Consider the following 19,936-nt stretch of genomic DNA (forward strand, 5'->3'; position numbering starts at 1 on the left):
CGGTCACTCGGTGCGGCGCAGCACGGCCAGGAACATCGCGTCGGTGCCGTGCCGGTGCGGCCACAACTGCACCGTCGGCCCCTCGCCCAGCCCCGGCATCCCGGCCGGAAGCAGCGGGCGGGCGTCGACGAAGTCGACCGACACCCCGGACCGGCGGGCCGCCTCGGTGACCGTCACGTGCGTCTCGACGGTGTGCGGCGAGCAGGTGACGTAGGCGACGACACCGCCCGGCCGGACCGCGTTCAGGGCGGCGCCCAGCAGTTCGCGTTGCAGCCGGGTCAGCGGCGGCAGGTCGGACGGCTGGCGGCGCCACCGCGACTCCGGGCGCCGGCGCAGCGAGCCGAGGCCGGTGCAGGGGGCGTCGACCAGCACCCGGTCGAAGCCGCCGGCGGGAAGTTGCTCGTCGCGGCCGACGGTGCGCCCGTCGGTGGCCAGCACGGTGACCGGCATACCGCGTACCGCCTGGGCGACCAGCGCGGCCCGGTGTTCGGCGACCTCGACCGCGGTCAGGTGGGCGTCGCGCTGGGCGGCCAGCGCGCCGAGCAGGCCCGCCTTGCCGCCCGGCCCGGCGCACAGGTCGAGCCAGCGCCGGTCGTCGCCGTCGACCGGGGCTTCGGCGAGGGCGAGCGCGACCAGCTGGGAGCCCTCGTCCTGCACGTGCGCCCGGCCGTCGCGCACCGCGTTCAGGTCGCCCGGCGCGCCGCCGGGAAGGTAGACGGCGTACGGGGAGAAGGCGCCCGGTGCCCCGCCGACCTGGTCGGCGATCTTGACGGCGTCGGCGCGGCCGGGGCGTACGCACAGGTGCACCGGCGGGGGTTCGTTGTCCTCGATGAGCAGCCGGGTCGTCTCGCCGAGGTCGCCACCGAGCGCCTCGGAGAACGCCCGCACTATCCACCGTGGATGGTGGTGGGCGATGGCGAGGTGCCCGAGCGGGTCCGCCTCGTACGCCGGGGCGAGCTGCTCGACCCAGCCGTCGGCGTCCTTCACCGTGATCCCGCGCAGTACGGCGTTGGCGAACCCGGTGGCACCGGGCGCGACGGCGCGGACCAGGTCGACCGTCGACGACACCGCGGCGTGTGCCGGCACCCGGGTGTGCAGGATCTGGTAGGCGCCCAGCCGCAGCGCGTCGCGGGCCGGCGGGTCGATCCGGTCGACGTCCCGCTCGGCGGCCGCGGCGATGATCAGGTCGAGGGTGCCCTGCGCCCGCAGGGTGCCGTACGTCAGCTCGGTGGCGAACGCCGCGTCCCGGCCGTGCAGGCCCATGTCGCGCAGGATCGCCGGCAGCACCAGGTTCGCGTACGCGTCGTCGCGGTGGACCGCGGCGATCGCCTCGTACGCCGCCTGCCGTGCGCGGTCCACGATGGACCGGGCGGACCGCGCCGGGCGGCCGTCGCGGCCCGGCCGGGCGTCCCGGCTCCGGAAGTCGCGGCCCTGACCACGTGGGTCGCGGCCCCGGCTGTCGCGGGCGGGGCGGGCCGGGTGTGCCGGGCGGGTGGCCGGGTGGCCGCCCTCGTGCGGATTGGTGTCGGTCACGCGAAACGCTCCCCCGCCGTGACGCGCACGCCACGTGCCCAGTCGGTGGCCGGCATCGCCTTCTTGCCCGCGGCGCGGACCTCGCCGAGCGCGACGGGCGTGGTGGCCGTACCGGCCAGCACCTGGCTCCGCTCGACGAGCAGCTCGCCGGGTGCGAGGTCGGGACCGTTGGCGACCGGGCGCACCGGGCCGAGTTTGACCCGGTCGGACCGGAACGTGGTCCAGGCCCCGGGGGCCGGGGTGCAGGCCCGGATACGCCGGTCGACCGCGAACGCCGGGTCGGTCCAGCGGACCTGGGCGTCCTCGGCGGTCAGCTTCGGAGCCAGGCTGACCCCGTCGGCGGGCTGCGGCTCGGCCCGCGCCGCCCCGGAGGCGATCGCGTCGAGCACCGCGACCAGCAGCCCGGCGCCGGAGACGGCGAGCCGCTCAAGCAGGTCGCCGGAGGTGTCGCCGGGCCGGATCTCGTCGGTGAGCGTGCCGAAGACCGGGCCGGTGTCCAGGCCGGCCTCCAGTTGGAAGACGCTGGCGCCGGCCAGCTCGTCGCCGTGCAGCACCGCGTGCTGCACCGGCGCCGCGCCGCGCCAGGCCGGCAGCAGCGAGAAGTGCAGGTTGATCCAGCCCTTCGCCGGGATGTCCAGCGCCACCTGCGGCACCAGGGCGCCGTACGCGACGACCGGCACCACGTCGGGCGCGAGGTTCCGCAGCCGGTCCAGGAACTCGGGCTCGCGCGGCTTCTCCGGGGTGAGTACCTCGATGCCGCGCTCGTCGGCCCAGGCGCCGACGGGTGAGCGGACCAGCCGGCGGCCCCGGCCGGCCGGGGCGTCGGGCCGGGTCACCACGGCCAGCAGTTCGTGGCCGGCGGCGGCGATCGCGTCGAGGGCGGGTACGGCGACGGCCGGCGTACCGGCGAATACCAGGCGCAAGCGGGTCACCGGCCCAGCCCGAACGGGTTGCCCGCGCCGTGCGGGCTGACCTTGACCACCGGCGGGGCGGCGCGGTCGTACCAGTCCGCCTGCCGGATCGCCTTCATCGCCTCCTTGCGGCCCTGCGCGTCGAGCCGGTCGAGGAAGAGCACCCCGTCGAGGTGGTCGGTCTCGTGCTGCACGCAGCGGGCCATCAGACCGGTGCCGACCACCTGCACCGGGTCGCCGTACGAGTTGAAGCCCTTGGCCACCACGTTCATCCGCCGTTTGGTGTCGAAGTAGAGCCCCGGGATCGACAGGCACCCCTCCGGGCCGTCCTGCTCCTCCTCGTCGGGGAAGTCGAGCACCGGGTTGATCAGGTGACCGACGACGTCGTCGACGTCGAAGGCGAAGACCCGCAGGCCCACACCGAGCTGCGGGGCGGCGAGGCCGGCACCGCTGCTGTCCAGCATGGTGTCGGTGAGGTCGGCGACGAGCTTGCGCAGCTCGGCGTCGAAGTCGACCACCGGCTCGGCCGGCGTGCGCAGCACCGGATCTCCGAACAGGCGGATGGGCTGGACGGTCACGCGGGGTGGCTCCTTCACGTACGGCGGCGGTGCTGACGGTCCAGTCTACGGCCGTGGCCGGGGGCCGACCGGCCCCGGCACGGCGGGGGCCGCGGCCCACACGCCGAGGGGGTGGGTCCTCCCGACGCGGGCCACGGCCCCGTCCACCGGACACCCGCCTGCCGCGGGTCCGGTGCTCAAGTGGGGATCAGACCGTCGCCATCTGGCCGGCCTGCCGTCCCGTGGCTATCTCCTCGACCATCGCCGCGCAGAACGCCGGGATGTCGTCGGGCCGTCGGCTGGTGACCAGCCCCGCATCCACCTGAACCTCCTTGTCCACCCAGATGCCGCCGGCGTTCATGATGTCGGTGCGCAGGCTCGGGAACGACGTCACCGTCCGCCCCCCGACCACGTCGGCCTCGACCAGGCTCCACGGGCCGTGGCAGATCGCGGCGACCGGCTTGTGCTGCTCGAAGAACGACCGGACGAAACGCATCGCGGCCTCGTTCATCCGCAGGCGGTCCGGATTGACCGCGCCACCGGGCAGCACCAGCGCGTCGTAGTCGTCGGCGCTGGCCTCGTCCACGGTCCGGCTGACCTCGTGGCTGCCGGCCTTGTTCAGGTCCTTCTCCATCGCCTGGATCCGGCCCGGCCGGATCGACACCAGCTCGACCTGTGCGCCGGCCTCCTCGGCGGCCTTGCGCGGCTCGGTGTACTCGACCTCCTCGACCCCATCGGCGGCCAGGAACGCCACCCATCGGCCCGTCAGCGGGTTCTGCTGGGCTGTCATGATGCGGCCTCCTTCCGCGGCACGGCTCGCGAATCCGCACCGCTCATCGACCAGCGTTCCCACCCCCACCCCCGGCAAACGCGTCGATGCCGGCGCCTCGGTGGCCGCGAAGGGTGGCCGCGAACGGTGGCCGCGAACGGTGGCCGCGAACGGTGGCCGCGAACGGTGGCCGCGTTGATCAAGGACTCGCTGCGCGGCAATTCGGACCAAAGAGCCACGTTTACTCCTTGATCAGCGGGGTGTGGACCGCCCGGCGGGCGGGCAGACCGGGCAGACCGGGCGAAGCGGCCGGGCGGACCGGGCAGACCGGCGCGGACCGAAACACGGGAGCCGCGGACCGAAGCGGCGGCGCTCCCGGCAGGACCGGCACCCGAACCCCGAAGCACGCGGAGCGCCCGAACGGTCACCCTAGGTTTCGAGTCGTGGACAACCGTCGGTTCCGGACGATCGCGTCCTTCGGGGCGGGGATCGCCGTTCTGGTCTTCGGCATCGGTGGCAGCGAGGAGGGCCGGCCGTCAGGCGCCATCTTCGTGCTCGCCGCCATCGCCGCGTTCATCGTGTGGTCGGTGACCAAGCCGCCGGCCAGCGACAAGAAATGACTCCCGCCGGCCGGGGCTAGCGGGCGGCGACCACGTCGCCGGCCGAATCCGGGTCCAGCGCCACCCGGACCAGCGCCGCCGTCAACCGGGCGAAGTCGCGCCCCGGCACCAGCCCGGCCAGCGCGTCCGGCGCGGACGGCAGGCCCACCCGGTCGGCGCCGGCGGCGACCCGCCGGTCGGCGTACGGCCGGACGTCGTCCCACACCGCCTGCGCCTCACGCAGGTAGATGTCGGCACCGGTGGGTCCGATGCCCGGAAACTCGGTCAGCAGCTTGCGGGTCCGGGACAGGTCGCCGGCCGCCTCGGCGTGCAGCCGCCGCAGGTCGCCGCGCCACCGGTCCAGGCACAACCGCGCCTCTTCGGCGAGCATCGTCGCGGTCCGCTCGTCGTACCGGCGGTAGTGGCCCCGGCCGAGCGCCGCGATCAGGTCCGGGCGGCGGGCGGCGGCCATGTCCTTCGGGGTACGCAGGCCGGCGGCGAACAGTTCCCGGGCGGCGGCGGTCGCCACCCCCGCCCGGATGCGGGTGCTCAGCAACGTGGCGAGCACCAGTAGCTGGTACAGCGGGCCCGGCGCGTCGGCGAGCCGGATGCCGGCCTCCTCGGCGTAGAGGCGGCCGTGCCGGTCCAGCAGTGCCCGGACCCGTACCCGATCCGCGCTCATCCTTCCCCTCCGTCCCCGGGCCGCGTCGGGCCCGGCATGCCGTCGGCGGGGGCCGCAGGCATGCCGGGCGGACGTCGGCCGGTCACTTGGGCTCGCCCGGTCCCCGTTCGCCCTTGGGACCCAGGCCGCGCGTGCCGCGCAGCACTCCGGTGCGCCGCTCGTCCTCGCGCAGGACCCGGTTGGCCAGCTCGTCGGCGCGGCCGTCCGGGGCCACCCCGGTGTTCTCGATCTCGTTACGCAGCCGGGCACGCTTGATGTCGTACCCCTTGCTGCCTGGCCGTTTACCCGACATCACGTCCTCCCTCGTCTGCGACACCGTGGTCTACCCGCGCCTGCGGAGGCCAACCACCGGGTACTCAGAAGAGGTCGTGCGGGTCGACCTGGACGCGGACCGGTCGGGCGGCCTTGCGGGCCGACCGGATCCCGGCCGCCTCGTGCAGGGCGCGGGCCAGCGCGGCCGCCCCGGAGCGGGCCACCCGGACGAGCATCCGTTCCTGGCCGTCGCCGGCGGGGACCGGCCCCAACACGACCGCGCCGTCGGGCAGCCGGGCCGCGGCCAGCAGGTCGGCGACCGCCTCGGGTACGCCGGTGACGCTGGCCATCCGTACGGCCGGCGGGAAGCCGAGTTCCCGGCGCTCGGCGAGTTCCCGGCCGGCGAACCAGCCGGGATCCCAGCGCAGCAGGGCCTGGACCGGGGTGAGCCCGCCGTCGGCGACGACCACGACCCGGCCGCCGGCCGCCGCCGGGCGGGCCAGCGCCGCCGCCGCCATCCAGCGGCGCAGCGCCTCCTCGCCGGCCCGCAGGTCGGCCCGGGTCAGCATGGCCCAGGTGTCGAGCAGCAGCACCGCGCCGTAGCCGCCGTCGGCGACCGGTTCGGCGCCGGGCGTGGCGACCACGAGGGCGGCGCCGCCGGGTACGGCGGCCAGCACCTCGTCGCGACCGGAGGTGCGTACCGGGGCGCCGGGAAAGGCCCGGCCGAGTTCCTCGGCGGTGCGGCGGGCGCCGACGACGGCGGCCCGCAGCCGCCGGCCGCCGCAGGTCGGGCAGGTGTACGCGGCGGTGACGCGGCCGCACCACCGGCAGGCGGGCGGGGCGTTCGCCGAGCGCAGGGCGAGTGGGCCGGCACAGTGCGCACAGCGGGCCGGGGTACGGCAGTCGACGCAGGCGACGGCCGGCAGGTAGCCGCGCCGGGGCACCTGCACCAGCACCGGGGCGTCGGCCTTCAACGCGGCGCGGGCGGCGTCCCAGGCGAGGCTGGGCAGCCGGGCGGTCGCGGCGGCCGGGTCGCGGGCCAGCTGCGGGTCGTCGCCGGTCGGCCGCACCGCCGGGGTACGCGCCCGCAGCGTGGCCCGGCTCGCCACGATCTCGCGGGCCCAGCCGGTTTCGACGAGCTGCTGCGCCTCCCCGGTACGGGCGTACCCGCCGACCAGCACGGCGGCGTCGGCGAGCTGGGCACGGGTCAGCAGCACCTCGCGGGCGTGCGGGTACGGCGCCCGGGGTTCGGCGTGCAGGTCGTCGCCGTCGTCCCAGATGGCGACCAGGCCGAGGCGCTCGACCGGGGCGAACATGGCGGCCCGGGTGCCGACCACGACGGGTACCTGCCCGCGGCTGGCGGCGAGGAAGGCCCGGTAGCGCTTGGCCGGGCCGAGGGCGGCGGACAGCGCGACGTGCCGGCCCGGGCCGAGGACGGCGGAAAGAGCGGTGTCGAGCCGGTCGAGGTCGCGGGCGTCGGCGACGACGGCGACCGCGCCCCGGCCGGCGCCGACGGTGGCGGCGATGGCGTGCGCGTACGCGGCGGCCCAGTCGGTGCCGGGCAGCGCCGACCAGACGGCCCGGGGCCCGCGCTCTTCGGCGAGCGCCCGCAGGAACCCCGACCCCGCCGGGTAGTCCCCCCACCCGCCGTCCCCGTCCCCCACCCCGCGCTCCGCCGAACTCTCCGCGATCTTGCGGTTGTCTCCCCCTTCTGCCCCGTTCCGGGCGGCGACATCCGCAAGATCGCGGGGCGGGGTGGTCTGTTCGGCGCGGGCGTGGCGGGGTGGGACGGCCAGTCGCAGGACGTCGGCTAGGTTGCCCGAGTAGCGGTCGGCGACCGCCCGGGCGAGCCGGGCGACCTCCGGGGTCAGTACCCGTTCGGGTGACACCAGCCGTTCGAGGAAGGCGAGCTTGCCGTCGTGGCCGGACGAGTCGACCCGGTCCAGCAGCCAGCCGTCGACGAGCTGCCCGGCGAACCGCACCCGGACCCGGGTGCCGGGCAGTGCCGTCTCCTCCACGTCGGCGGGGACCAGGTAGTCGAACGGCCGGTCGAGGTGGGCCAGCGGCACGTCGACACAGACGCGGGCGACCGGCAGCCGCTGGGCGGGCTGCCGGTCGCTCCGGCTACGTGTCGTGGTCACCGCGCCATCCTGCCTGGGTCCGGCGGTCGGCTGCCGACCGCCGGGAACCGCGGCGTGGCGCGGCCGGCTCAGGCGCCGACGGCGGACTTCAGGTCGCCGGCCCGCTCGGTGCTCTCCCAGCTCAGGTCCGGCAGCTCGCGGCCGAAGTGGCCGTAGGCGGCGGTCTGCTGGTAGATCGGGCGCAGCAGGTCGAGGTCGCGGATGATCGCGGCGGGCCGCAGGTCGAAGACCTCCTTGATCGCCGCCTCGATCCGGTCGACCGGGACGGTCTCGGTACCGAACGTCTCGACGAAGAGGCTGACCGGGTGGGCCTTGCCGATCGCGTACGCGACCTGCACCTCGCAGCGCTCGGCGAGCCCGGCGGCGACGACGTTCTTGGCGACCCAGCGGGTCGCGTACGCCGCGGAGCGGTCGACCTTCGACGGGTCCTTGCCGGAGAAGGCGCCGCCGCCGTGCCGGGCGTAGCCGCCGTAGGTGTCGACGATGATCTTGCGGCCGGTGAGGCCGGCGTCGCCCATCGGGCCGCCGATCTCGAAGCGGCCGGTCGGGTTGACCAGCAGCCGGTAGCCCTCGGTGTCCAGGCCCAGGCTCTCCAGCTCGGGGGCGATGACATGCTCGCGGACGTCGGGGGTCAGCAGCGACTCGAGCGAGATGTCGGCGGCGTGCTGGCTGGAGACGACGACGGTGTCGAGCCGCACCGGGCGCAGCCCGTCGTATTCGATGGTGACCTGGGTCTTGCCGTCGGGCCGCAGGTAGGGAATGGTGCCGTCCTTGCGGGCCGCGGAGAGCCGGCGGGCCAGCCGGTGGGCCAGCGCGATCGGCAGCGGCATCAGCTCGGGCGTCTCGGAGCAGGCGAAGCCGAACATCATGCCCTGGTCGCCGGCGCCCTGCTGGTCGAGCAGGTCGCTGCCGCCCTCGCCGGCCCGCAACTCGATCGCGGTGTCGACGCCCTGGGCGATGTCGGGCGACTGGGAGCCGATGGAAACGCTGACGCCGCACGACGCGCCGTCGAAGCCCTTCTTCGACGAGTCGTAGCCGATGCCCAGGATCGTCTCGCGGACGATCGTCGGGATGTCGGCGTATGCCTGGGTGGTCACCTCGCCGGCGACGTGGACCTGGCCGGTCGTGATCAGGGTTTCGACCGCGACCCGGCTGCGCGGGTCCTGTGACAGGAGCGCGTCCAGGATGCCGTCGCTGATCTGGTCGGCGATCTTGTCGGGGTGACCTTCCGTGACGGACTCGGAAGTAAACAGGCGTCGTGCCACGGTGCTCCTCACGTCTGGAAACTCTTTCGCAATCGAAAGTCCTCGCGGCAGTGTAGAGACCTACCGCCCCAAAGACCGAGCCTAGGCCCTCGCACCGACGCGAAGGTCACGAGCCGGTGAACCGGCTGACCACCAGCTCCCACACCGCGTCGGCCAGATCATCCTTGGCCTGTTGTGGGAGTTCTGTCGTTGATCCGTCAGCTCCGAGCACGGTGGCCGCGTTCGTCTCCGCCCCGAACACCTTGTCCGGTCCGACCTCGTTGACCACGATCAGATCCGCCCTCTTGCGCACCAGCTTGGCCCGGGCGTTGACCACCGCGTCACCGGTCTCGGCGGCGAAGGCCACCAGGATCTGGCCGGGCGGCTTACGCTCGCCCAGCTCGGCGGCGATGTCCGGGTTGGTGACCAGTTCGATCGTGGGCGCCACCCCGTCCGCCGCCTTCTTGATCTTCTGGTCGGCGTAGGTGGCGGGCCGGAAGTCCGCGGGTGCCGCCGCCATCACCACGACGTCGGCGTCCCCGGCGGCGGCGAGCGTCGCCCGCCGCAGCTCCTCGGTCGTGCCGACCCGCACGACGTCGACCCCGGCCGGATCGGGCAGGGTCACGTTCGCGGCGACCAGCGTCACCCGGGCGCCCCGGGCCGCGGCCGTGACGGCGAACGCGTATCCCTGCTTGCCCGACGAGCGGTTGCCGAGGAAACGCACCGGATCGAGTGGTTCGCGGGTGCCGCCGGCGGTGACGACCACGTGCCGGCCGGTCAGGTCGCGTGCGCCCGGGCCGCCGTGGCGCAGGACCCGCCGGGCGTACGCGAAGATGGCCGCCGGATCCGGCAATCGGCCCTTGCCGGTGTCGGCACCGGTCAGCCGGCCGCTGGCCGGCTCGATCACGAGTACGCCCCGGCGGCGCAGGGTGGCCACGTTGTCAGCGGTGGCCGGGTGCTCCCACATCTCGGTGTGCATCGCCGGGGCGAGCACCACCGGGCACCGCGCGGTCAGCAGGGTGTTGGTGAGGAGGTCGTCGGCCAGCCCGTGGGCCGCCTTCGCCAACAGGTCGGCGGTCGCCGGGGCGACCACCACGAGGTCGGCGGACTGGCCGAGCCGGACGTGCGGCACCTCGTGCACGTCCGACCACACGTCGGCGGCGACCGGATTGCCGGACAGGGCCGCCCAGGTCGGCGCCCCGACGAAGCGCAGCGCCGACGCGGTCGGCACCACCCGGACGTCATGCCCCGACTCGGTGAACAGCCGGAGCAGCTCGCAGGCCTTGTAGGCGGCGATGCCGCCGCCTACACCGAGAACGACCCGTGGGGGCATCGGGACGTCGCCGGGTTACGGCTGGTCGGTCGGCTCTGCGGTGAGCAGCCCCGCGTTGATCTCGCGCATCGCGATGGAGAGCGGCTTCTCCTGCGGCGTGGTCTCCACCAGCGGCCCGACGTACTCCAGCAGGCCCTCGCCGAGCTGGCTGTAGTAGGCGTTGACCTGGCGGGCCCGCTTGGCGGCGAAGATGACCAGGGCGTACTTCGACGTGGTCTTGTCGAGCAGCTCGTCGATCGGGGGGTTGGTGATGCCTTCCGGATTCGCGATGGATCCCACGGAAACAAACCTCTGAGTTCTCAACCACCTGCCGGCGGTTGGTTCTGGGGCCGGTCTGGCCGGTCTGGATTGTGCCCGGGCTACCGATGAAGCGAGTTCAGGTGACCCGGGTCGGGGTTCGTCGCCTCGAACTCGCCCGACTCGAAATCGCTCGCCCCGAATCCACCTGTTCCGAAACGGGTGGGCTCGAAGTGGGCGGCTCCGAAGCCGGTGGCTTCGAAACGGGTGGCTTCGAAACGGGTGGCTTCGAAACGGGTGGCTTCGAAACGGGTGGAACCAAGTTGAGTCGGGGTCAGAAACGACGAACCGAGCAATCCTACCAGCTCATCCGCGGCGCGCTCGACGACGTCATTGACGATCGTCCGGTCGAACTCGGCCTCCGCCGCCAATTCCTCGTCGGCGTGCGCCAGCCTGCGCCGGATCGTCTCCTCGTCCTCGGTGCCACGCCCGACCAGCCGGCGTTTCAGCTCCTCGATGCTCGGCGGCGCCAGGAACACCAACTGCGCCTCGGGCATCGCGGCCCGCACCTGGCGGGCGCCCTGAAGGTCGATCTTCAGCAGCACCGGCACGCCCTCGCGCAGCCGCGCCTCGACCGCAGCGCGGGGCGTGCCGTAGAGGTTGCCGGCGAACTCGGCCCACTCCAGCAGTTGCCCGCTGGCTCTGAGCCGCTCGAACTCGACCCGGTCGACGAAGTAGTAGTGCACCCCGTCGACCTCGTTGTCGCGCATCTTCCGGGTCGTCACCGACACCGACAGCCATACCCAGTGCGAGCGCGCCCGGACGGACTCGATCACGCTGTCCTTGCCGACCCCGGAGGGGCCGGACAGGACGGTGAGCCGAGCTGCCGGGCGCGCGTCGTCATCCATGCTCACTGCTTGTTTCTACACGGTGCCGCGAACTAGTTCGCAGCGAACTCCCCGAGCAGCGCCTTCCGCTGCTGCTCACCGAGACCGCGGAGGCGGCGGCTGTCGGCAATCTTGAGCTTCTCCATGATCTGGGTGGCTCGGATCTTGCCGATGCCAGGCAGCGCCTGGAGGACGGCCGAAACCTTCAACTTTCCGACGACGTCGTCGCCTTCCGCCCGGTCGAGCACGGCGGCGAGGGTGGTCTTGCCCTGCTTGAGCTGCTCCTTCAGCTCAGCACGGGCTTTGCGGATCTCCGCGGCCTTCACCAGCGCGGCAGCACGCTGTTCGGGGCTCAGTGACGGGAGCGGCACCAGTTCTCCTCGGGTCCCTATCGCGGTGGGCGGGACGCACCACCGCATCTGTGAAACGTGGTGTGACCGGGAACCAAAGGGGCATGTGGTTCCCAGCGCCGGGAAAACTAGCGGCGAATGACGTTTTCAGCAACGTCGCCGCGCCATGATCACGCACAGGCGTCGCCCAATCACTCAAAGCCGACACCGAGCGCATCACGGCATTCGACCTGTACCCGGGCCACCGCGTCCCGCAAACCGGACACCGAGGGACCTTGCGCCAGGACGTCGCGGGAGTACGACGGGAGGACCAGGGAAAGCCCTTTCCCGAAGACCGCGCGGAGGTCCTCCGCGGTCGCACCCTGGGCGCCGAGCCCCGGCGCGAGCAGCGGGCCATTGACCCGCGACAGATCATGTCCGGTCTCGCCGATCGTCGCCCCGACCACCAGCCCGAAGCTGCCGAGCGGCTCCGCACCCACGTTGAGCTGGGAAATCTCGTCGATCACCGTCTGCGCGACCGTGCGCCCGTCGGCCGCACGGGCATGCTGGACGGCCCGCCCCTCGGGATTCGAGGTCAACGCCAACACGAACACACCGCCGCCGTTGCGGCGTGCGGCGTCGAACATCGGACCGAGCGCGCCGACCCCGAGAAAAGGGCTCGCGGTGATCGCGTCGACATACATCGGACTGGATGGCTCCAGGTAGGCCGACGCGTACGCGGTCATCGTGGAACCGACGTCTCCACGCTTCGCGTCCAGGAGAACGAGCGCCCCGGCATTCCGCAACTGTCGGATAATTGACTCAAGTACCGCGAGTCCCTGGGATCCGAAACGTTCGAAAAATGCGGATTGTGGCTTGAAGATGGCAACCCGGTCCGCGAGCGCGTCGACAACCGTCTGACCAAAGCTGGCAAGACCGTCGACATCGTCCGGCAGCCCCCAGCGGGCGAGCAGCGCGGCGTGCGGGTCGATGCCCACGCAGACCGGACCACGCTCGCTGGTCGCCCGCCGCAGCCGGGTCCCGAAACTCTCCATGGAAGATCCTCTCGTCGTCACTTCTCGGACCACCTCACTTCGCCTCCACCCCTCGTTCCGCCCGCCCCGTGCGGGACCACTGCACCCGGCCGCGTCGGCCATGCCCGCACCTCACCCCGCCCCGCCTCTCCCCGCGCCCGCGCCGCGCCGCCGCGCCGCGCCGCGCCGATCGAGGGGAAACCGTGCCCGTTTCACACTCTTTGTCGCGCAACTTCTCCTTGATCAGCCCGGCGGGGACGACTTCTCCTTCATCAGCGCGGCGGGTCGCGCGACCCGCCGCGCGCCCCGGTTCCCGGCCGACTCCGTCGGCGCCCGCAACCCGGCCGGGAGCCGGCGCGTACGGAACGGTGGCGGGCGGCGCGGGACGGACCGGGCGGGCGGGGCGGGCGGTGTGCACCGGGCCGGGCTAGGCCGCCTTGGCGGCGGCGGTGATGGCGGTGGTGATGCGGGTCAGGTCTTCGTCGGATGTCGGATAGGGCGGCATCGTGTAGATCAGGTCGCGGAACGGTCGCAGCCACACGCCGTGGTCGACCGCCGCGGCCGTCGCGGCGGCCACGTCCACCGGACGGTCGAGCTGCACGACGCCGATCGCGCCGAGGACCCGTACGTCGGTCACCCCGGCAACGCCGTCCAGCGGCTCCAGGCCGGCCCGGAGTCCCCGTTCCAGGCGCCGTACGTCGGATTGCCAGTCTCGGCCCCGCAGCAGGCCGATGGAGGCGTTTGCGACGGCACAGGCGAGCGGGTTGCCCATGAACGTCGGGCCGTGGGCGAGCACCCCGCCCGCCGAGATCCCGGCGGCCACCTCCGGGGTGCACAGGGTGGCGGCCAGCGTCAGGTAGCCACCGGTCAGCGCCTTGCCCACGCACAGCACGTCGGGGCTCACCCCGGCGTGCTCGGCGGCGAAGAGCGCGCCGGTACGGCCGAACCCGGTGGCGATCTCGTCGAAGACGAGCACGATGTCGTGCGCGCGGGTCACCTCACGCAGCGCCCGCAGGTAGCCGGGGTTGTGGAAGCGCATCCCGCCGGCGCCCTGCACCACCGGTTCGACGATCACGGCGGCCAGTTCGTCGGCGTGCCGGGCGACCGCGTCGGTGAGCGCGGCGACGTAGGCGTCGTCGACCGGGGTGTCGAAGCCGTCCGGCGGGTTGTCGGCGAAGACCTGCCGGGGCAGTACGTCGCGCCAGAGGTGGTGCATGCCGCCCTCGGGGTCGCACACGCTCATCGGGTGGAACGTGTCGCCGTGGTAGCCGCCGCGCCAGGTCGCCAGCCGGTGCCGCCCGGGGCGGCCCCGGCCCAACTGGTATTGCAATGCCATCTTGACCGAGACTTCGACGCTGACCGACCCGGAGTCGCACAGGAAGACGTGTTCGAGACCGGGCGGGGTGATCTCGACCAGGGTCGCCGCGAGCCGTACGGCGGGCTCGTGGGTGAGCCCGCCGAACATGACGTGACTCATCCGGCCGAGTTGGTCGTGGACGGCCGCGTCGAGCACCGGATGGCGGTAGCCGTGGATGGCCGACCACCACGACGACATGCCGTCGACCAGTTCACGGCCGTCGGCCAGCCGCAGCCGTACGCCCTCGGCGCCGGCGACCACGAGGGCGTCGCCGGTCGCGGGCATCGGGGCGTACGGGTGCCAGACGTGGCGGCGGTCGATCGCGACGACCTCGTCGGGTGTCACGCCCCGCTCCCACCCGCGCCGCCCGGTTGCGCTGATCGGGGGGAAGCTGATCGGGGGGAAGCTGATCGGGGGGAAGCTGATCGGGGGGAAGCTGATCGAGGGGAAGTCCTGGATGAAATGTCCCCTTCCAGGGACGACTTGTCCTTGATCGACGCATTAGCCGCCCGGGACGCACGACTGCGGCGGGCTACCGCGCGGACCAGCCCCGGGCCGCCGTAGATGAAGCCGGTGTAGAGCTGCACGAGGCTCGCCCCGGCGTCGAACATCCGGCCCGCGGCGTCCGGGTCGACGATGCCGCCGACCCCGATCACCGGCAGCTTCCCGCCGGTCTCCCGGTGCACGAAGGCGACCACGTCGCGGGCCCGGCCGGTCAGCGGCCGCCCGGACAGCCCGCCCGTCTCGGCGGCGCGGTCGGCATCGGCGGCCGCCAGTCCGTCGCGGCGCAGCGTCGTGTTCGTGGCGATGATCCCGGCGGCGCCCCGGTCGAGGCAGACCTGGATCACCTCGGCGACCGCCGGCTCGGTCAGGTCGGGCGCGATCTTCACCAGCACCGGCTTGTCGCCGGCCAGCGCCCCGAGCAGCGCGTCGAGGTGTTCGCGGTCCTGCAACGCCCGCAGCCCGGGGGTGTTGGGCGAGGAGACGTTGACCGCGAAGTAGTCGCCGTGTTCGCGCAGCGCCTTGTACGAGGTCAGGTAGTCGTCGACCGCCGCGTCCAGCTCGGTGACCTTGGACTTGCCGAGCGAGATGCCCAGCGGTACGCCCAACGGCCGGGGCAGCGCGTCGAGCCGCGCGGCCAGCGCCGCCGCGCCTGCGTTGTTGAAGCCCATCCGGTTGATCACCGCGCCGCTGTCCGGCAGCCGGAACAGCCGCGGCCGGGGGTTGCCCGGCTGGGCGTGCGCGGTGACCGTGCCGACCTCGACGAAGCCGAAGCCGAGCGCCGGCCAGGCGGGCAGCGCCGCCCCATCCTTGTCCATGCCGGCGGCCAGCCCGACCGGGTTCGGGAACCGTACGCCGAAGACGGTGCGCGGCGCGGCCACCGCGTACCGGGCGCGCAGTGCGGCCAGCGCCACCCGGTTGCGGGACAGGCCGGCGAGCCGGTGCAGGGTCCACTCGTGGGCGGTTTCCGCGTCCCCGCCCCCGAGCCGGAACAGCGCCGGCCGGACCAGCCGCTCGAAGATCACTCGCCGGCCCGGAGTGTGGCGTGCAACTGCTGGAGCGGGCGGACCGCCATGTCGCCGCGGATCAGCGCCTCGATGCCCATGACGGCGGCGGCGGCGCCGGGCACCGTGGTGACGCACGGGATGTCGGAGGCGACGGCGGCGCTGCGGATGCCGTACCCGTCGGTGCGGGCACTGGCCCCCGCCCCCTGCGGGGTGTTGATCACCAGGTCGACCTCGCCGGCGGCGATCAGCGACACCGCGTCCGGGCCGGCACCGTCGTCCTCCCAGTGCTTGCGGATCACCTCGCAGTCGATGCCGTAGCGGCGCAGCACCTCGCCGGTGCCGCTGGTCGCCACGATCCGGAAGCCGAGGTCGGCCAGCCGCTTCACCGGGAAGATCATGCCCCGCTTGTCGCGGTTGGCGACCGAGACGAAGATCGTGCCCTGGGTCGGCAGCGAGCCGTACGCGGCCGCCTGCGACTTGGCGAACGCGTGCCCGAACGACACGTCGACGCCCATCACCTCACCGGTCGACTTCATCTCCGGCCCGAGCAGCGAGTCGACACCCCGGCCGGCCGGGGTACGGAACCGCTTGAACGGCAGCACCGCCTCCTTGACCGCGATCGGGGCGCCGGCCGGCGGGCTGCCGCCGTCACCGTCCGGCGGCAGCAGCTTCTCGGCCCGCAACTCGGCGATGGTCGCGCCGAGCATGATCCGGGCCGCGGCCTTGGCCAGCGGGACCGCGGTCGCCTTCGACACGAACGGCACGGTCCGCGACGCGCGCGGGTTCGCCTCCAGTACGTAGAGGGTGTCGTCCTTGAGCGCGTACTGGACGTTGAGCAGGCCGCGTACGCCGACCCCGCGGGCGATCGCCTCGGTGTAGCGGCGCACGGCGGCCAGGTGCGGGCCGGCGAGCGTGATCGGCGGCAGGGCGCACGCCGAGTCGCCGGAGTGGATGCCGGCCTCCTCGATGTGCTCCATCACCCCGCCGAGGAACACCTCGCCGGTGGCGTCGCAGAGCGCGTCGACGTCGATCTCGATGGCGTCGTCGAGGAACCGGTCGACGAGCACCGGGTGGTCGGGCGAGATGTCGGTGGCCCGGCCGATGTAGTCCCGCAGCGTCGCGTCGTCGTACACGATCTCCATGCCGCGCCCGCCGAGCACGTACGACGGGCGGACCAGGACCGGGTAGCCGATCTCGTCGGCGATCGCCTTGGCCTCGTCGTACGAGGTGGCGGTGCCGTGCGCGGGGGCGCGCAGCCCGGCCCGGGCCAGTACGTCGCCGAACGCGCCCCGGTCCTCGGCCAGGTGGATCGACTCCGGGCTGGTGCCGACGATCGGCACCCCGGCGTCCTTGAGCCGCTGGGCGAGGCCGAGCGGGGTCTGGCCGCCGAGCTGCACGATCACCCCGACGACGCCGGGGCCGCCGGCCGCCTTGCCGGAGGCGTCCTCGGCGTGCCACGCCTCGAACACGTCCTCGAAGGTCAGCGGCTCGAAGTAGAGCCGGTCGGCGGTGTCGTAGTCGGTCGACACGGTCTCCGGGTTGCAGTTGACCATGACGGTCTCGAACCCGCCGGCACCGTCGGACCCGCCGGCCGGCGCCGACCGCAGCGCCATGACCGCGTGTACGCAGGAGTAGTCGAACTCGATGCCCTGGCCGATCCGGTTCGGCCCGGAGCCGAGGATCAGCACCTTGGGCCGGGCCGACGGGGCGACCTCGGTCTCCGCGTCGTCGCCCCATCCCTCGTACGTCGAGTAGTGGTAGGGCGTGGTCGCCTCGAACTCGGCGGCGCAGGTGTCGACGGTCTTGTAGACCGGGCGTACGCCGAGGCGGTGCCGCAGCGCGCGGACGGCGTCCTCGCCGCCGACCTCGGGGCGCAGCGCGGCGACCTGACGGTCGGACAGGCCGGCCCGCTTGGCCCGGCGCAGCAGGACCCCGTCGAGTTCGGCGGCCTCGACGATCTCGGCCCGCAGCTCGATGAGCGCGGCGATCTGGTCGAGGAACCACGGGTCGATCCCGCCGGACGCGGCGGCGACCTGCTCGATCGTGCCGCCGAGCCGCAGCGCGCGCTCGACGGTGTAGAGCCGCCCGTCGTGCGGGGTGCCCAGCGCGGCGAGGGTGGATTCGAGGGTGGCGCCGTCCGGGTCGGGCTGGGTCCAGAAGCCGGCCGCCTTGGTCTCCATCGACCGCATCGCCTTGTTGAGCGCCTCGCCGAAGTTGCGGCCCAGGCTCATCGCCTCGCCGACCGACTTCATCGTGGTGGTCAGCTCGGGATCGGCGCCGGGGAACTTCTCGAACGCGAACCGCGGGATCTTCACCACCACGTAGTCGAGGGCCGGCTCGAACGCGGCCGGGGTCTTCAGGGTGATGTCGTTCGGGATCTCGTCGAGGGTGTAGCCGATCGCCAGCTTCGCCGCGATCTTGGCGATCGGGAAGCCGGTCGCCTTCGACGCCAGCGCCGACGAGCGGGACACCCGCGGGTTCATCTCGATGACGACCAGCCGGCCGTCGACCGGGTTGATCGCGAACTGGATGTTGCAGCCGCCGGTGTCGACACCGACCTCGCGCAGCACCGCGATGCCGACGTCGCGCAGCCGCTGGTATTCCCGGTCGGTCAGCGTCATCGCCGGGGCGACGGTGACGCTGTCGCCGGTGTGCACACCCATCGGGTCGACGTTCTCGATGGAGCAGACGACCACCACGTTGTCGTGCCGGTCGCGCATCAGCTCCAGCTCGTACTCCTTCCAGCCGAGCACGCTCTCCTCGATGAGGACCTCGTGCACCGGGCTGGCGGCCAGGCCGGCGCCGGCGATCCGCTCCAGGTCCTCGTCGGTGTGCGCCATGCCGGAGCCGAGGCCGCCCATGGTGAAGCTGGGCCGGATGACCACCGGCAGGCCGAGGTCGGCGACGGTGGCGCGTACCTCGTCCATCGAGTGGCAGACCCGGCTGCGCGGGGTCTCGCCGCCGGCCTTGGCGACGATCTCCTTGAACAGCTGCCGGTCCTCGCCGCGCCGGATCGCCTCGATGTCGGCGCCGATCAGCTCGACGCCGTACTTCTCCAGGACGCCGGCCTCGTGCAGCGCGACGGCGGTGTTCAGCGCGGTCTGGCCGCCCAGGGTCGGCAGCAGCGCGTCCGGGCGCTCCTTGGCGATGACCAGCTCGACGAACTCCGGGGTGATCGGCTCGACGTACGTCGCGTCGGCGAACTCCGGGTCGGTCATGATCGTCGCCGGGTTGGAGTTGACCAGGCTGACCCGCAGCCCCTCGGCGCGCAGCACCCGGCACGCCTGGGTGCCGGAGTAGTCGAATTCGCAGGCCTGCCCGATGACGATCGGGCCGGAGCCGATCACCATGACGTGGCGCAGGTCGGTCCGTTTCGGCATCAGGCGGCCTTCCCGTCTCCGATGAGTTCCGCGAAGCGGTCGAACAGGTGGTCCGCGTCGTGCGGGCCGGCCGCCGCCTCCGGGTGGTATTGGACGGTGAACGCGGGCACGTCCCTGGCCCGCAGCCCTTCGACCACGTTGTCGTTGAGGCACACGTGACTGACCTCGACCCCGCCGAAATCCGTGTCGACGATGCCGCCGAGATCGGCGGGATCGGAGGCGCGGCCAAGCTGTCGCGAGTGGCGGGGCCACTCGACGGCGAAGCCGTGGTTGTGGCTGGTCACCTCCACCTTGCCGGTGACCCGGTCCATCACCGGCTGGTTGATGCCGCGGTGGCCGTACCCGAGCTTGTAGGTGCCGAAGCCGAGCGCCCGGCCGAGGATCTGGCTGCCGAAGCAGATGCCGAACAGCGGCACCTTCCGGCCCATCACCTCGCGGGCCAGGCCGACCGCGTGGTCGGCGGTCGCCGGGTCGCCGGGGCCGGGCGAGAAGAACACCGCGTCGGCGCCGGTGGCCAGCAGCTCGTCGATCGTCGAGGTGGCCGGCAGGACGTGGGTGGTGACGCCGCGCTCGGCGAGCCGGCGCGGCACGTTGCGCTTGATGCCGAGGTCGAGGGCGGCGACGGTGAACCGGTGCTCGCCCTGCGCGGCCACCGTGTACGCCCGCGGCGTGGTGACCTGTTCGGACAGGTCGGCGCCGACCATCGACGGGGCCTGGCGGACCCGCTCCAGCACCGCCGCCGGATCGTCGTCCACACTGGACACGCCGACCCGCATGGCGCCGCGCTCGCGCAGGTGCCGGGTCAGCGCCCGGGTGTCGACCCCGCTGATCCCGACGATGCCCTCGGCGGCCAGCCGGTCACCGAGTTCGCCGCGCGACCGCCAGTTGGAGCCGACCCGGGCCGGGTCGCGCACCACGTAGCCGGCCACCCAGATCCGGTCCGACTCGTCGTCCTCGTCGTTGACGCCGGTGTTGCCGATGTGCGGGGCGGTCTGCACCACCACCTGCCGGTGGTAGGACGGGTCGGTCAGCGTCTCCTGGTAGCCGGTCATGCCGGTGGTGAAGACCGCCTCGCCGAACGTCTCCCCCACCGCGCCGTACGCCTCGCCGCGGAAGGTCCGGCCGTCCTCGAGCACGAGGATCGCCGGCTTGTGCCTGGTCATTCGGATCTGCCTCTCGTCGT

The 19,936-nt window shown here is 73.2% G+C and carries 16 protein-coding genes and 2 pseudogenes; 1 reads left to right on the forward strand and 17 read right to left on the reverse strand.

Features of this window, described 5'->3' with window-relative positions:
* Positions 1-3 precede the first annotated feature (3 nt).
* The 4 genes from QCD66_RS24425 to QCD66_RS24440 all read right to left on the reverse strand — a co-directional run bounded on the left by QCD66_RS24425 (position 4) and on the right by QCD66_RS24440 (position 3,791).
* Entirely contained in the window at positions 4-1,533 is a 1,530-nt protein-coding gene (locus QCD66_RS24425; protein ID WP_364207520.1) for a transcription antitermination factor NusB, read from the reverse strand.
* Positions 1,530-2,456: a methionyl-tRNA formyltransferase gene (fmt, locus tag QCD66_RS24430; protein ID WP_364207518.1), complete on the reverse strand. Its 927-nt coding sequence runs from the start codon at positions 2,454-2,456 to the stop codon at positions 1,530-1,532. Before fmt ends, QCD66_RS24425 begins: the two co-directional genes overlap by 4 nt.
* Positions 2,457-2,461: 5 nt before the next feature.
* Positions 2,462-3,022, reverse strand: coding sequence for a peptide deformylase (gene def / locus QCD66_RS24435; protein WP_364207516.1), 561 nt, complete (start codon positions 3,020-3,022; stop codon positions 2,462-2,464).
* A gap of 187 nt (positions 3,023-3,209) precedes the next feature.
* Positions 3,210-3,791 carry a type 1 glutamine amidotransferase domain-containing protein gene (locus QCD66_RS24440; RefSeq protein WP_364207514.1) on the reverse strand — a complete coding sequence of 194 codons (582 nt, stop codon included), beginning with the start codon at positions 3,789-3,791 and terminating at the stop codon, positions 3,210-3,212.
* Between the two features lie 422 nt (positions 3,792-4,213).
* Between QCD66_RS24440 and QCD66_RS24445 the strand changes: the two genes are divergently transcribed.
* Positions 4,214-4,390: a hypothetical protein gene (locus tag QCD66_RS24445; RefSeq protein ID WP_357540055.1), complete on the forward strand. Its 177-nt coding sequence runs from the start codon at positions 4,214-4,216 to the stop codon at positions 4,388-4,390.
* Between the two features lie 16 nt (positions 4,391-4,406).
* Here QCD66_RS24445 and QCD66_RS24450 read toward each other — a convergent pair whose 3' ends face one another.
* The 13 genes and pseudogenes from QCD66_RS24450 to carA form a co-directional block, all read right to left on the reverse strand.
* Positions 4,407-5,051 carry a hypothetical protein gene (locus tag QCD66_RS24450; RefSeq protein ID WP_364207512.1) on the reverse strand — a complete coding sequence of 215 codons (645 nt, stop codon included), beginning with the start codon at positions 5,049-5,051 and terminating at the stop codon, positions 4,407-4,409.
* 82 nt (positions 5,052-5,133) lie between these two features.
* Positions 5,134-5,343, reverse strand: coding sequence for a phosphatidylethanolamine-binding protein (locus QCD66_RS24455; RefSeq protein ID WP_357540051.1), 210 nt, complete (start codon positions 5,341-5,343; stop codon positions 5,134-5,136).
* Positions 5,344-5,407: 64 nt separating this feature from the next.
* Positions 5,408-7,399, reverse strand: a complete 1,992-nt coding sequence (locus QCD66_RS24460) for a primosomal protein N' (protein ID WP_407567256.1) — start codon at positions 7,397-7,399, stop codon at positions 5,408-5,410.
* A gap of 113 nt (positions 7,400-7,512) precedes the next feature.
* Entirely contained in the window at positions 7,513-8,709 is a 1,197-nt protein-coding gene (metK, locus tag QCD66_RS24465) for a methionine adenosyltransferase (RefSeq protein ID WP_364207510.1), read from the reverse strand.
* A gap of 106 nt (positions 8,710-8,815) precedes the next feature.
* Complete coding sequence (coaBC, locus tag QCD66_RS24470) at positions 8,816-10,021, reverse strand: bifunctional phosphopantothenoylcysteine decarboxylase/phosphopantothenate--cysteine ligase CoaBC (RefSeq protein WP_364207508.1); 1,206 nt, start codon at positions 10,019-10,021, stop codon at positions 8,816-8,818.
* Positions 10,022-10,036: 15 nt separating this feature from the next.
* Entirely contained in the window at positions 10,037-10,300 is a 264-nt protein-coding gene (gene rpoZ, locus QCD66_RS24475) for a DNA-directed RNA polymerase subunit omega (protein ID WP_067373935.1), read from the reverse strand.
* A gap of 281 nt (positions 10,301-10,581) precedes the next feature.
* A pseudogene (gene gmk, locus QCD66_RS24480) lies at positions 10,582-11,166 on the reverse strand (guanylate kinase); the annotation flags it as partial.
* Between the two features lie 32 nt (positions 11,167-11,198).
* A complete protein-coding gene (gene mihF / locus QCD66_RS24485) occupies positions 11,199-11,516 on the reverse strand; it encodes an integration host factor, actinobacterial type (RefSeq protein ID WP_357540045.1) in 318 nt (105 codons plus the stop codon).
* 170 nt (positions 11,517-11,686) lie between these two features.
* Complete coding sequence (gene pyrF / locus QCD66_RS24490) at positions 11,687-12,529, reverse strand: orotidine-5'-phosphate decarboxylase (protein ID WP_375735753.1); 843 nt, start codon at positions 12,527-12,529, stop codon at positions 11,687-11,689.
* 406 nt (positions 12,530-12,935) lie between these two features.
* Positions 12,936-14,210 (reverse strand): adenosylmethionine--8-amino-7-oxononanoate transaminase, encoded by a 1,275-nt coding sequence (locus QCD66_RS24495; RefSeq protein WP_375735754.1) that lies wholly within the window; start codon positions 14,208-14,210, stop codon positions 12,936-12,938.
* 173 nt (positions 14,211-14,383) lie between these two features.
* Positions 14,384-15,391, reverse strand: a pseudogene (locus QCD66_RS24500) (quinone-dependent dihydroorotate dehydrogenase); the annotation flags it as partial.
* Positions 15,388-18,753 (reverse strand): carbamoyl-phosphate synthase large subunit, encoded by a 3,366-nt coding sequence (gene carB, locus QCD66_RS24505; RefSeq protein ID WP_375735755.1) that lies wholly within the window; start codon positions 18,751-18,753, stop codon positions 15,388-15,390. The pseudogene QCD66_RS24500 and the gene carB, both read right to left, overlap by 4 nt.
* Positions 18,753-19,916, reverse strand: a complete 1,164-nt coding sequence (carA, locus tag QCD66_RS24510; RefSeq protein ID WP_375735756.1) for a glutamine-hydrolyzing carbamoyl-phosphate synthase small subunit — start codon at positions 19,914-19,916, stop codon at positions 18,753-18,755. The genes carB and carA overlap by 1 nt, the downstream gene beginning before the upstream one ends.
* Positions 19,917-19,936 lie beyond the last annotated feature (20 nt).

Source organism: Polymorphospora sp. A560 (assembly GCF_045781765.1).
GTDB lineage: Bacteria > Actinomycetota > Actinomycetes > Mycobacteriales > Micromonosporaceae > Polymorphospora > Polymorphospora lycopeni.

Excerpts from the sequence above, each read along its gene's own strand:
- QCD66_RS24440 (WP_364207514.1), bottom strand. The coding sequence starts at position 3,791 with ATGACAGCCCAGCAGAACCCGCTGACGGGCCGATGGGTGGCGTTCCTG.
- QCD66_RS24450 (WP_364207512.1), bottom strand. The coding sequence starts at position 5,051 with ATGAGCGCGGATCGGGTACGGGTCCGGGCACTGCTGGACCGGCACGGC.
- QCD66_RS24455 (WP_357540051.1), bottom strand. The coding sequence starts at position 5,343 with ATGTCGGGTAAACGGCCAGGCAGCAAGGGGTACGACATCAAGCGTGCC.
- coaBC (WP_364207508.1), bottom strand. The coding sequence starts at position 10,021 with ATGCCCCCACGGGTCGTTCTCGGTGTAGGCGGCGGCATCGCCGCCTAC.
- pyrF (WP_375735753.1), bottom strand. The coding sequence starts at position 12,529 with ATGGAGAGTTTCGGGACCCGGCTGCGGCGGGCGACCAGCGAGCGTGGT.
- carB (WP_375735755.1), bottom strand. The coding sequence starts at position 18,753 with ATGCCGAAACGGACCGACCTGCGCCACGTCATGGTGATCGGCTCCGGC.
- carA (WP_375735756.1), bottom strand. The coding sequence starts at position 19,916 with ATGACCAGGCACAAGCCGGCGATCCTCGTGCTCGAGGACGGCCGGACC.